General features: G+C 59.2%; 12 protein-coding genes. 1 reads left to right on the forward strand and 11 read right to left on the reverse strand.

From position 1 onward, the window contains the following. Nucleotides 1-14: 14 nt before the first annotated feature. The gene (locus AC3IUF_RS11405; protein ID WP_007911073.1) at nucleotides 15-1,082 is read right to left on the reverse strand and encodes a phosphotransferase family protein; all 1,068 of its coding nucleotides are present in this window, start codon (nucleotides 1,080-1,082) and stop codon (nucleotides 15-17) included. Between the two features lie 190 nt (nucleotides 1,083-1,272). Between AC3IUF_RS11405 and AC3IUF_RS11410 the strand changes: the two genes are divergently transcribed. Then, nucleotides 1,273-1,668, forward strand: coding sequence for a DUF4280 domain-containing protein (locus tag AC3IUF_RS11410; protein ID WP_007911072.1), 396 nt, complete (start codon nucleotides 1,273-1,275; stop codon nucleotides 1,666-1,668). Between the two features lie 217 nt (nucleotides 1,669-1,885). Here the strand turns inward: AC3IUF_RS11410 and AC3IUF_RS11415 are convergent, their stop codons facing one another. The 10 genes from AC3IUF_RS11415 to AC3IUF_RS11460 all read right to left on the reverse strand — a co-directional run bounded on the left by AC3IUF_RS11415 (nucleotide 1,886) and on the right by AC3IUF_RS11460 (nucleotide 12,643). Continuing rightward, on the reverse strand, nucleotides 1,886-2,428 hold the full coding sequence (locus tag AC3IUF_RS11415) for a toxin-antitoxin system YwqK family antitoxin (protein ID WP_463542818.1): 543 nt from the start codon (nucleotides 2,426-2,428) through the stop codon (nucleotides 1,886-1,888). Between the two features lie 12 nt (nucleotides 2,429-2,440). Continuing rightward, nucleotides 2,441-4,450, reverse strand: coding sequence for a type VI secretion system Vgr family protein (locus AC3IUF_RS11420; protein WP_489281056.1), 2,010 nt, complete (start codon nucleotides 4,448-4,450; stop codon nucleotides 2,441-2,443). An 84-nt stretch (nucleotides 4,451-4,534) separates the two neighbouring features. Beyond that, nucleotides 4,535-5,050 (reverse strand): hypothetical protein, encoded by a 516-nt coding sequence (locus AC3IUF_RS11425; protein WP_489281057.1) that lies wholly within the window; start codon nucleotides 5,048-5,050, stop codon nucleotides 4,535-4,537. 61 nt (nucleotides 5,051-5,111) lie between these two features. Next, nucleotides 5,112-5,744, reverse strand: a complete 633-nt coding sequence (locus tag AC3IUF_RS11430; protein ID WP_161986533.1) for a hypothetical protein — start codon at nucleotides 5,742-5,744, stop codon at nucleotides 5,112-5,114. 42 nt (nucleotides 5,745-5,786) lie between these two features. Then, nucleotides 5,787-6,299, reverse strand: a complete 513-nt coding sequence (locus tag AC3IUF_RS11435; RefSeq protein ID WP_489281058.1) for a hypothetical protein — start codon at nucleotides 6,297-6,299, stop codon at nucleotides 5,787-5,789. Between the two features lie 78 nt (nucleotides 6,300-6,377). Then, the gene (gene tssH, locus AC3IUF_RS11440) at nucleotides 6,378-8,918 is read right to left on the reverse strand and encodes a type VI secretion system ATPase TssH (protein WP_489281059.1); all 2,541 of its coding nucleotides are present in this window, start codon (nucleotides 8,916-8,918) and stop codon (nucleotides 6,378-6,380) included. Nucleotides 8,919-8,920: 2 nt separating this feature from the next. Continuing rightward, nucleotides 8,921-9,946: a type VI secretion system baseplate subunit TssG gene (gene tssG, locus AC3IUF_RS11445; RefSeq protein ID WP_489281060.1), complete on the reverse strand. Its 1,026-nt coding sequence runs from the start codon at nucleotides 9,944-9,946 to the stop codon at nucleotides 8,921-8,923. Beyond that, a complete protein-coding gene (gene tssF / locus AC3IUF_RS11450; RefSeq protein WP_095111560.1) occupies nucleotides 9,910-11,703 on the reverse strand; it encodes a type VI secretion system baseplate subunit TssF in 1,794 nt (597 codons plus the stop codon). The genes tssG and tssF overlap by 37 nt, the downstream gene beginning before the upstream one ends. Then, complete coding sequence (tssE, locus tag AC3IUF_RS11455; protein WP_042704864.1) at nucleotides 11,687-12,130, reverse strand: type VI secretion system baseplate subunit TssE; 444 nt, start codon at nucleotides 12,128-12,130, stop codon at nucleotides 11,687-11,689. The genes tssF and tssE overlap by 17 nt, the downstream gene beginning before the upstream one ends. 15 nt (nucleotides 12,131-12,145) lie before the next feature. Further along, nucleotides 12,146-12,643: an Hcp family type VI secretion system effector gene (locus AC3IUF_RS11460; protein ID WP_007911046.1), complete on the reverse strand. Its 498-nt coding sequence runs from the start codon at nucleotides 12,641-12,643 to the stop codon at nucleotides 12,146-12,148. Nucleotides 12,644-12,679: the final 36 nt, after the last annotated feature.

Consider the following 12,679-nt stretch of genomic DNA (forward strand, 5'->3'; position numbering starts at 1 on the left):
CTGGGTGTGGGCCGTCAGAGGCTCGATTTCGCAATGACCTGCAAGCTCATCTGCTCCAGCAGTTTGTTCATGTGAATGAACTGCGCGAAGCGTTTGTCCTGGGTCTGGCCGTGGTAGAAGCGGTAGTAGATCTGCTGCACGATGCCGGCCAGGCGAAACAGGCCGTAGGTGTAGTAGAAGTCGAAATTGTCGATCTGGATGCCCGAACGTTCGGCGTAGTAATCGACGAATTCACGGCGGGTGAGCATGCCCGGTGCGTGGCTCGGCTGGCGGCGCATCAGTTGCACCGGCGCCGGATCGTCCGCCTGAATCCAATAAGCGAGGGTGTTACCCAGGTCCATCAGCGGGTCGCCGAGGGTAGTCAGTTCCCAATCCAGCACACCGATGATCTGCATCGGATTTTGCGGGTCGAGAATGACGTTGTCGAAGCGATAGTCGTTGTGGACGATGCTTGAGGTTGGGTGGTCAGCCGGCATCTTGTCGTTGAGCCAGGCTTTGACCTTTTCCCAGTGTGGCGCGTCGGGCGTCAGGGCCTTTTCGTAGCGTTCGCTCCAGCCTTTGATTTGGCGTGCTACGTAGCCCTCCGGCTTGCCCAGATCACCGAGGCCACAGGCGTTGTAGTCGACGCGGTGCAGTTCGACGAAGCGGTCGATGAAGCTTTTGCACAAGGCTTCGGTTTTCGCTGAGTCGAGGCCCAGTTCCGGCGGCAGCTCCGAGCGCAGGATGATGCCGTTGACCCGTTCCATCACATAGAACTCGGCGCCGATCACCGATTCGTCGGTGCAGTGCACGTAGGCTTTCGGGCAATACGGAAAACCGTCGCGCAATTGATTGAGGATGCGGAATTCGCGGCCCATGTCGTGGGCAGACTTGGCTTTGTGGCCAAACGGCGGGCGGCGCAGGACGAATTCCTGTTCCGGGTATTCCAGCAGGTAGGTCAGGTTCGACGCACCGCCGGGGAACTGGCTGATCGCAGGCAAGCCGCTCAGGCCCGGAATGTGCGCCTTAAGGTACGGATCAATCAGGCTGGCATCGAGTTCTTCGCCAGAGCGGATACGGGTGGACTGGTCAGTAAGCGCCATGCTTATCCCTTCTGCTTATTTTGGAGGCCAGACATCATTGGCTAATCTAATGGTGCGCTCGGGCAGTCACAAGCGCAGGTCGGTCTTATAGGTTAGCGTGTTGCCGGATAATCACCTTTGAGAATGTGCGCGACGGGCCGCAGCAGACTAAGGTTTAGCGGGTATGCCATGGGCAAAAAGGAGCTTTGAAATGGGCTGTCCGCAAGTCTGTGCCACGGCCACTTTGCAATGCAGCTTCGGCGCCGCGCCGTCGATGCTCAACGTGTTGCCGGTGAATCGCACGCTGACCGGCGGGATGCCGGCGGCGAACATCATGGATCACATCCCGCTGGTGAATATCCTGCCGTTCGGGGTGTGCATGAGCATGGCCAATCCGATGGTCGCCGCTGCAACTGCCGCCGCCCTGGGGGTGTTGACGCCGATGCCGTGTATTCCGGCGACGGCCACACCGTGGATTCCCGGCGGGGCGCCGACGTTGTTGCTGGGCGGGATGCCGGCGATCGATGCCAACTCAACGTTGATGTGTAACTGGGCGGGGGTGATCAAGATTGTGGTGCCAGGGCAGATGCAGATGCTCATTCCCTGAGTTTTTTACTTGGCGTGAAATCCAAACCCCTCACCCCAGCCCTCTCCCAGGGGGAGAGGGAGCCGATTGGGGGGGATTGATTAGCTCCGCCGACGTGAAAGTCTAGCTGTGAATCCATAATCGACTCGGTCTTACAGGTCGATGTATGAAGCAAGACAGCTCGGTCGGTCCCCTCTCCCTCTGGGAGAGGGCTAGGGTGAGGGGCTCTTCAAGGTTCTCAAACCTGCTGCGGATCCGCCCACTGCCGATACCACCAGCGCACCCGCGAAATCGGCTTGCCATCCGCACCCAGAGGCCGCCCGTCCTCGGCAAATCCTTGTTCCGGCTCCAGCAGCTGACCATTCACATAGCGCGCCTCCACCGCCGGTTTGCCATTGGGATGAAAGCGCTGATAGCGCCCCTCACGCACGCCATCGCGATAAAACTCAGCTTCTGCCACTTGTCCGTCGGCAAAGTAGTTGAACGCCTCGCCATGCAACAAACCGCGCCGATACGTCGCTTTACGTTGCAGAAAACCCTCGGGCGCATAAAAACTGGCAACGCCCTGCAACTTGCCGCGTACAAACGGCATCTGTGCAGAGACCTTACCGTTGGTGTGATACAGCAGTGAGGTGCCGTGCAATTCACCCTGGTTGTAATTCAGATCTGCCTGTTTGCGCCCGTCATCCTTGATGTTCAGCGGGCCATCAAGCTGACCGTCCTGCAAACGCCCCTTGAGCTGCTTGTCATCCTGCTGCAGATCCAGCGGTGTGATCGCCATGGTTTCTCCTTGTCAGTTGACCTGCACCAGACCGCCCTTGATGGTCAGCATGCCACCGCCGTCCACGGTCTGTGAGGCTGCGCCCTTGTTGGTCAGACTGATCCCGGCGTCGTTGGTCAACGTCGTCCCGGCCTTGTTGTCCAGTGAAGTACCGGCCTGATTGGTCAAGGCAGTGCCAGCCTTGTGCGTGATCGAGGTGCTGGCCGAGGTCGCCAGATCGGCGCCGCTCTTGATCGTGAAGCTGCCGCCACTTTGCAGGGTCAGGGTGCCGCTGACTTTAATCGTCAGGTTGCCATCCACGGTCAGGCTGTAATCACCGCTGACCTTGTCGGTGTAGTTGCCGCCGGTGCTGTGGTTCTGATCAGCGCCGACCTTCACCGTGCGGCTGTCCTTTACATCGAGGCTGTCGCTGCCGGTCTGAATCGTGACGCTGCGTTTGCCTTTTTCCAGCGTCACCGTCTCGTCGCCGTCCTTCACTGTGCGGGTGCGCGCGTTCTGCACGGTGAGGGTTTCGTCGTGGCCGACGGTGGCAGTGGTGTCATTGAGGACGTTGATGTTGAAATCCTTCTGCGCCTGCAAGAACACTTCTTCAGCGTCCTTTTTGTCTTCGAAGCGCAGCTCGTTGAAACCGCCGCCACCCTTGGATGACTGGGTTTTGATTCCCGATTGCGTCTGATTGGCCGGGAGGGCATAGGGCAGGGCGTTGTCGCCGTTATAAACGCAACCGGTGACCAGTGGCCGATCCGGATCACCGTCGATAAACGTGACGATGACTTCCTGGCCGATGCGCGGGATGAACTGCATGCCGAAACCCTTGCCACTCCACGGCAACACCACGCGCACCCAGCAGGAGCTGGTTTCATCGTTCTTGCCATCGCGATCCCAGGGGAACTGCAACTTGATCCGGCCGTATTCGTCGGTCCAGATTTCCTCACCGGATTTACCGACGACGATTGCAGTCTGCGGATGCATGCGCGGCTTTGGCGTCACACGTTGCGGACGAAACGGGGTGGCTTTGGGGATGGCTTCGAAGCGGTTGCGATAACTGTCGTGGCTGGCGTCATGGGTGACCCGCGTCACCACCCAATCGATGTTCAGACTGGCATCGTCGTGCCCTTCGAGGGTGAACCAGTGCCCCGGAATCAGCCAACGGCAGTCGCTTTCGCCGACAAAACGTTTCTCCTCGCTGCGCAAGCCGTCAACCCGTTGCTTGGTCAGCGCATCACCGCGCGCCTTGGCGTTGTAGCCGCCCGGGTGCTCGTAGATCGAAAGCGGCCCGGCCACGGCTTCGGCCTGGCCGTAGAGCGAAGTGGTTGGCGTGGTAAATTCGTAATCCGTCGCCCGATAGACCCCGGCCACCGCTTGCAGACACACCTGCCCGGAGCGGATCCCATGCAGTTCACGCTCGCCCAATCCCTGGCCCAGGTACTTGACCGTCGGCCCGTTGGGTATCTGTACGAAGGCATCGTTGCTGTCGCCGAGCACCAATGTGTGCTTGCCTGCATCGTGGGTGAAGAACCAGAAGATGCCTTCCTCTTCCAGTAGCCGCGAGACGAAGGCGAAATCGGTTTCTCCGTACTGCACGCAATATTCGCGCGGGGTGTAACTGCCAGTCAGCGAGAGTTTGAAATCGGTGAAGCTGTGAGCCTTGAAAATCGTCGTGACGATGTCTGAAGTGGCGAGGTTCTGGAAGACGCGGTTGTTGCTGGCTAGCGTCAGCCACCATAGCCATGGTCTGAGCAGAAGCTGATAGCGCTCTGCGGTCGCATCGGCAGGCAACTGGCGGATCTCCGCGACCAGCGCGTCGAACGGGCGCAGTTGTGCGTCATTGTGCAGAGTGGTGGTGACGTGTGTAGCGACGGCTGAAGTCAGGGTGAGGGACGTGCCGTCGTTGAGGCCATTGAGCGTTTGCACGCCTAACATGTTCAGGGCTTCGTCGCCGGACAGTGACTCAGGGTAAAGCGCCGACAGCGAAGTGGCGGTAAGGGAAAGGCTGGTGTTGCTGTCGATGGCGCGCGGCATTAGGCAGCCTTTTTAGAAATTCGGCAGTGGGCCGAGGAGCAGAATTTGCCGATGCACTCGCTCAACCATGACGAGGCATGGGATTTATAAAGAATTGAAGTTCAGATTAGGCAACATTGACATAACCGCTTCAAAATCCTCTTGCTTCTTGAATTGCTTCCACAGGCCGGGAAAGTGGTCATTGGCAGGCTGCAACCAGTTAAACAGCGGACTTTTATAAAAGCAGGTTCCGTCGCTGACGGCTTGCTGCGGGAGATCGCGGGAAGTACCCCATACAACGGCGTGGGGCCTCAGATTTGCCAGGCCTTGAGCGATTGGCTGAAGTTCGCCGATTTCGGTGTGGGTCTCGCCGACTTCGCAAGCAGCGAGCACGATGAAGCAACTGCCACAGTTGCCGATCATATTGTGCAGCCCGGTGTGTCTGTCTCTTTTTACCATCGTGCTGCCGTGTCCAATAATAATGAGCATGCCACCAAATGAATCTCGCCAGCCTAGGGTCGTGGGGGCAACGAGATCACAAATACCGGAGTATTTGGCCCAGAGTTTTTTGGCTGCCTTCCTTCCATCATCGTCGACATACGTCAGAAGTGTGTCTTTCATTGCTACTGCTCCTCAAGGTTTAACCAAAGTGCAATTCCGGATTTCTTCACTGATTGTCGATTCAAGGACGTTCATAGGGAGGACCATCTTTCATTTCTATAAAGGACAGATTGGCCCTGTCGCCTGATAGGTTCTTGAGAAATTTTTGCGGTGCGTCATTCCCTTGCAAATTTCCGTATTTTTTAAGAAAAGCGATAGTAAAAGAGTATTTGGGATGGTCAGCGGCCAGTTTGGCAAACTTGGCAGTGCAGCTCGCGGGCCAGCCCGGCAATGAGTGACTTGGTTTTCTGTCACTGGGAATGCAGGGACTGTGGGTGATGTAAATAGTCACATACTTGACGTCCTGTGCCAAAGCGACGGCTGTCTCAAAAAAATCAATGAGAAACTCTTCCGCGTGTCCCTCTTGCACTACGCCTAGCTCATCGAGATTTCCCTCCGCCAGTTCCGCGTCAATGGCAACCTGACGAGCAGCAAGGGCCGCCGGCATTTCAAGCACTGGCACATTGCTGATTTTCAATCGGTCGTACTTGACCAGTTGCGAGCCCGCGTCTTCCTTTGAATCGAACAGAAAGCACGTTTTACATAGCTTATTGTTGTTGTGTTGAAAGGTCAGGAGCGCGTGGATTTTCTTGTTTCCCACATTTCGTTTGTGCAACTCCGCCATGCCTTCGTGAACCGAATTGAACTGTTCCATAGCTGCAGTTACTCCCGTTGTAAAACGGTTGAAAAATATGCTCTAAATGAGGTAGTCAATACCTTCGCAGAGTTTCCAGAATTCGCTGCGTTGATAGGTGAGAACCATTCCATGGGCGGGATCGTAAACAAGATATTGCCCAAATTTGTCAATTTCACAAAGCAGGCAACTATGTGCCTGTGTGTTGAACCTTAAAGTAATCATGAAATTGCCGAGTGGTAATGCTTCCTTGAGTTTTTCTTCCTGGAGGTTTTTGCTGTTGTAGCCCCAATAATTCACAGGGTATCCCAGCTTCTCAGATACGCATTTGAAGTTCCGATTGTCATACCCGCTGCCATTGCTGTCGCCAACCAGTAAAGTGCTGTCGAAGTGTGTTTTCATTTTCGGAAGGTCATATATTTTGGCCTTGGATTTCACGTTAAAGGCCGTAGCTGCACTGGCAACCATGCAGTTGTAGTCGCCTTTTCCTTGAACAATGCGCAGGTGTTCAGGGATGGTGGCAAAACCACGAACGCCAATTTCATAGATAACTTTAGTTCTCAGTCGGCTGAACATTTTTTCCTATCCTTGGTTGTTTGAGCAGTTGCTTTGACATTCAACTGGACATCTGACGGTCTTCATCCTTGATCAATTTCACTCCAACACCCACTCCGCCAACTTCCCCGTCACCTGCGTCATCAACACATTCTCGACATCCCGCGCACCCGCCGCGCTGCACTTGGCGAGCACCGCTTTGACAATCCCTGAATCAAACTCGAATTGCTTGCCGGTCGCAGCCTTGTAACGTCCACGCAACTTCTCAAGCTTGGCGAGCACAATCCCTTCCAGCGTCGCCTCATCCAGCGGCCGATACGCGACCACGGTCATGCGCGCCAGAAACGCCGGGCGGAAGGCTTGCAGCAAGACCTTATGCAACGCCTCGTTGAAAGCCTCGGAACCAAGTTGTGCAACCGGCGTATCAAGTAGAAGCTCAGCGCCGACATTGCTGGTGGCCAACATCACGGTGTTCTTGAAATCGACCACCAACCCGGTGCCGTCCTCCATCAAGCCTTTATCGAACACGTTGTAAAACGCCTCGAGCACATCCGGGTGCGCCTTTTCGATCTCATCCAGCAACACCACCGAATACGGTTTGCGCCGCACCGCCTCGGTCAGCACGCCGCCGCTGCCATAACCGACGTAGCCGGGTGGGGCGCCCTTGAGCTGGCTGACGGTGTGGGCTTCCTGATATTCCGAAAGATTGATGCTGATCAGGTTGCGTTCGCCGCCATACAACGCATCGGCCAATGCATAAGCGGTTTCGGTTTTGCCGACACCGGTAGGGCCGACGAGGAGGAACACACCCACCGGTTTTTGTGGGTCGGTGAGTCCGGCGCGGTAGGCCTGCAAACGTTGGGCGATGGTATTGAGCGCGGTGCTTTGGCCCATCACGCGTTGCCCCATGCGCGTGCCGAGGGTGCGCACGGCGTGGGCTTCGTCGGCGAGCATTTTGCCGACGGGGATGCCGGTCCAGCCGGCGATTACCGCAGCGACGGTTTTAGTGTCGACCTGTTCGGGCACCAGCGGATCGTCTTGGCGGATGGCGTCCAGTCCGGCCTCAAGGCGCAGTAATTCAGCCGCGAGATGATCAATGCGACTGTCGGTGGCTTCATCGGGTTTGTCGCTGTCGGCGCGCTCGCTCAAGGCCAGCAACTCACGACGGGTATCGAGCAGCTCGCGCACCGCGACGCGTTCCTCGCCCCAGCGGGTTTCCAGTTCGCGGATGGCCTGCACATTTACGCTGGATTCAGTTTCCAGCAGGGTGATGCGCTCACGGTGATCCAGCCCTGTGGCCTGTTCGCGACGCAGGCGCTCGACTTCGTCCTTGAGGTTGTTTTGCCGATGACGCAGGCTCTCCAGCGGCGGCGGCACGTCGTGCTGGCCGAGCGCGACCCGGGCGCATGCCGTGTCGAGCACACTGATGGCTTTGTCCGGTAACTGGCGGCCGGAAATGTAACGATGCGAAAGTTTCACCGCTTCATGAATCGCCGCGTCGAGTACCTGCACGCCATGATGCTGTTCGAGTTTGGCGGCCACGCCTCGGAGCATTTCCACTGCTGTGATTTCATCCGGCTCTTCGACCTGCACCAGTTGAAAGCGACGGGCGAGGGCCGGGTCTTTCTCGAAGTATTTTTTGTATTCCATCCATGTCGTGGCGGCGAGGGTACGCAGCTCGCCCCGCGCCAGCGCCGGTTTCAGCAGGTTGGCCGCATCGCTGCCGCCCTCGGCGCCGCCAGCACCGATCAGGGTGTGGGCTTCGTCGATAAACAGAATGATTGGCTTGTCAGCATTGCGCACCGCGTCGATCACGCCTTTCAAACGCTGTTCGAATTCACCTTTGACCCCGGCACCGGCCTGCAGCAGACCGAGGTCAAGCACGCGCAGACTGACCTCTTGCAACGATGGCGGTACATCACCGGCGGCGATGCGCAGGGCCAGGCCTTCGACCACGGCGGTTTTACCCACGCCCGGTGCACCCACCAGAATCGGGTTGTTTTGTCGGCGCCGCAGCAGGATATCGATGCACTGGCGAATCTCACCGTCGCGACCCACGATCGGATCAATGCGCCCGGCATGGGCGTCGGCCGTCAGATCCTGAGTGTATTGATCGAGTAGCGAGTCTTGGCGCGGTGCTGAATGGGCGGGTGAACCTGTGCGCGGACCGACATGTTCACGAGAGTTTTCCGTCCACTCCAGCAGGTTCGCGCGCAGCGCTTCTTTGGGAATTCGCAGCAACGACGAGGCACTGTTGAGCAGCAGACTGCGGCGCTCATCGCGATCAACCAACGCCAACAACAGCAAGCCGGAACGAATGCTGTCGAGTCCCAACACACTGGCCTGCACCACCGCATCTTCGAGCAAGCCGAGGGTGTGCGACGACAGTGCCGGTGTGCGCGTACTGCCTGCCTTGAACAGGTCCAGCGCCTTGTTGATCTCGGCCGTCAGCGCATCACGTTCGAGGCCGAAACGCGGTAGCAGAAAAGCCAAGTCGCCACCCTCGATATCGAGCAGTTCCAGCAACAGGTGTTCGATCTCGACAAAGTGATGCCCGCGCTGCAAGCAGCGCTGCGCGGCGCGTTCGAGGGCGCGACGGTTGTCCGGGTTGAGGCGTCCGATCAGGCTGGCCAGTTCCATGTTCAGGTAATCTCCAGCTGACGCAGTCGGGTTTCGATGGTTTGCACGCCGAGGCTGGCCTGACGCTGCAACCCACCGTTCCAGCTCAACAGGGCCGGAGTCTGGCGAGCGAGTTTCAGCGGCCCGGCACCGCGTACCCGCAGCACCAGTTTGATGTCCAGATCCGGGCCGAAATACAGTGCCGCGAGACTGGCCAGTGCCGGGTGTGCTTCGCCATCCGGCAGAAAGCGCGCCGCTTGCGTCGACGGCAATGGTCCGAGGGTCAGGCGAATGCCGGCGTGCTCATCCCAGACCCGCGTGCCGGCCACGGCGCTGCGGCCCAGTTGCAGATTGCGTCCGCCGGGCTTGATTACGCTGCGGCTGGCGGACGGGATCTGCCGCCAGGCACCTTCGTAGGCGCTCAACTCAACCGGCACGGCAAACTGCTCGCGCACGATCGCGGCAAATCCCGCCAGTGAGCGACGGCCATCGGCAAACAACGCCGTACAGGCAAGAACGGCGCAGTCGGGAGCAGCCTGGCGCTCCTGCAACGCCTTGGGCAGCAAACCGGTCAGCGCGCGCAATTGCGCCTGTACCGGCGACGCCCCCGGCGTGACAAAGCCTAGCGCCACCCGGTGTTTGCGCATCACTTTGTACAGCAGGCTGAGCAAGCGATGCTGGAACAGATCGAGAAACGCGGCCGGTGCATGATCTTTGGCCCGCGCCCGTTGTTGCAGCCAATCCTGATAGGCGTAGGGGAGAGGGCCATCCGGGCCGCCGAGTCCGAATATCGGTGTGTCGAGTGTCAGCGGTTCGCCAGGCGCTTCGTGCAGGGCTTCAATCTGGCTGGCGGCAAACGCCGGCGTCAGTGGTCCGCGCAGTTTCAGCGCTTCGGTCTGCGGCGAGGTGCCGCTGCCGAGTGGGTCGGCCTGCGGCTGCTCGCGTTCGAGCAACAGCAACGCCTGCAACCATTCGAAGGCCTGCGGCTCACAGCGCAGGCGCTGGCTCAGGGTCAGAGCGACAGGGGCATGCCGGCTTGGGGTTGCCATGCCTTGACCTCCTTGTCGGACTGCATCAGGACGGTGCGCACAAAGCGGTTGGCCGTGGCGTACAGGGAAAAGAACTGCGCCAGCACCGCCGAAAACAACACCGCGCTGCTGCCGACAAAATGCTGCGGATCAAGCTGCAACTGCACTTCCAGACCATTGCGCCAGCCGCGCCAGGCATCAGCGCCAACATGGCCGATTACCCGTTCGCAGCTGAGGTGCAGCAGGCCTTCGATCTGCCTCAAGGCGCTGGCCTCATCGCGCAGGTTGTGCAGATGCAGAATCTCTTTCAGTGCATCCAGCGCCTGCGGGCCTTCAACCAGCGACAGATGATTGAGGGTCAGTTGCGACACCAGGCGCCAGCGCGAATCACCGTCCAGCCGCGGCTGACTTTGTGCACTCGGCGGATTGCGCAGGCGGGCCCAGGCAACCGGGCCGGGGCGCTCGAAACCCAGCGGCGTACCGGCCGGCAGGGTTTGCGCCAGATGACGGTTGGTGCAGAGCAACTCGGCGGTAAGGCTGTAATCAGGCAGATCGGTTTGCGGTTCAAAACGGGTGTCGACCACGCTCACCAATAAATCGCTGCCGAGCCGGTTTGGCGTCATGCCGTTGACCCGTCGCGCATGCCAGTAGCGCTGCTGGTCGCCGCCGCTGTGCTGGCTGCCGTAATACGCCGGCAGGCGCTGCACACCGGTGCGAGTACTGGCGCGCATGCCGCGAATGCTGTGGATTTCGACACTGTTCTCGCGGTGGCTGTCGGCGATCAGTCGATACTCGCTGCGCGTGCCATCGGGACGCAGCGGCTCGGAAGTCCGCGGGAACAGGTTGATTACCGGTGCGCAGCCCAAGGCGATATCACTGGCCTGCAAGTGCAGGCGGCTAGCAGGGACACGGTCGAAAACGATATACAGATAGAGGGCCTGACTGTCGCTGGAAACACCGCTCAAGGGCAGATCGAAAAAGTGGAATTTATCCGGGAAAGCAAAATACTCGGCCAGCAAGCGCATGCCCGGATGGACACCGTCTTCATCCGGCAACAGTGCTTCGTCATCGCTGAAACCGACGATGTTCGGCAAACCTTTCAGCGCCGTCGGAACGCTGCCCGGCGATCCCGCCAATACCTGCATCGCATGCGCGCCAAGCAGGTCATACAGGCAAGCATTGACCACCGGGGAAGCGGCCAGGTGGATGCGCAATTGCTCAATGCCCAGATCAGCCCACTGGCTCTCGCCCAGGCAGCGCAGACTCAAACGCAATGCCGAGCGCGATTGCGCCACGCCGGTCAACGCCTGGGCTTCATCGCTGCCCAGCAACAGCGCTTCGGTGACTTCGATCGGCCATAACCGAACGGCGGCCGAGGTGCGAAAGTGAATGCTCTCGCCCTTGCTGGTGGTGACGAATAATGGCGTATCGCGGGGCAGGGGATAGCCCTCGTCGAGTTTGCCTTTGCCTGGGTCTGGCTCGAACTGCACGATGGCGCAGGACGGCAACGGCCGCATCGCCAAGGGATAAAGTTGCTCGAGCAGCGCATCGCTGAACTCGGCGTAGTCGTCATCCAGACGTCGTTGCAGGCGGGCGGCGAGCAGGGCGAAACCTTCCAGCAAACGCTCGACGTGCGGATCGGGGCATTCGCCCGGGGACAGTTCCAGACGCCGCGCGACTTTCGGGTATCGTTCGGCAAATTGGCTGCCGGCATGCCGCAGCCAGGTCAGTTCGCGTTGGTAGTAATCGAGCAGTTGCGGGTCAATCGAGTCGCTCATGGCGCACCTCCAGCCCTTCGCCGCCAGGCTCGATGACAAAGGCTACCGGCCAGTGCTGCTGGCCGCTGCGTAATTCGCCGAGCAAGCGAATGCTCATGCGCTGCGGGTGTTCGGGCAAGGGATTGACCTGAACTTCGCCCAGCAGCAGGCGCGGTTCAAAATGCATGATCGCTTCGCGGATGTCCCGCGCCAGCCGCCGCCGATCATCGCTGCGTTGCTGTTGCAAGGCGCTCCAGTCGGCGATGCCGTAGTCGATCACACTCGCTGGCGTGGTCCGCGTGAGTGGACCACGGCGGGTGTTGAACAGGCGCCCGAGCTCGGCGTGCACCGAGTCGAGCAAGTCCTGCCGATCGAACTCGCGCGTGCTCTCGGCCTCGCTGGACGCGAGGCGTTCGAACAGCGGCGCGCGCATGCCGGTGCCTGCCATGGCCAAGGCGCCGGGTTAGCTGACAAGCTTGTTGGCGGCCATGTCCCAGGTCGACGCGGCCGTGCCTTCCTTGGTGCCGTCGTCTTTCTGCGCGGTGAGTTCCCATTTGATCTTGGTGAAGTTCAGCGACACGGTTTCCACCGGTTTGCCACCGGTACCGCCGCTGACGCTGACGTTGGACAGCACCACGTTGGTGAGGGTGTAGACAATAAAGGGCATCAACTGCCCGCTGCCCTCGGCGGCGTTGCGGCCGATGGTGATGATGGCTTCGGGGATCGGTTTGCCGGCGCAGCAGTATTCGTTGAGTGACGGTGTCGAGCTGTCGATAAACTTGGTCACCGTGAACTCGCCGACATGGGGTTTGCCGGAGGTGCGCTCCGAGTTGCTGACGTCGTTGGTGACTTGCATCGCCACGTTGTGGCTGTAGGACATGACTTCGATCTTGTCCGCAAAACCTTCGAGCAGGCTGTCGCCTTTGATGTCGCCGCCGAGGTCGAGAATGATTGCATCCATCGCTTGAAACTCCTGAAGAAATTCACATTAGGCAAA

The organism is Pseudomonas sp. KH_040 (assembly GCF_057839305.1).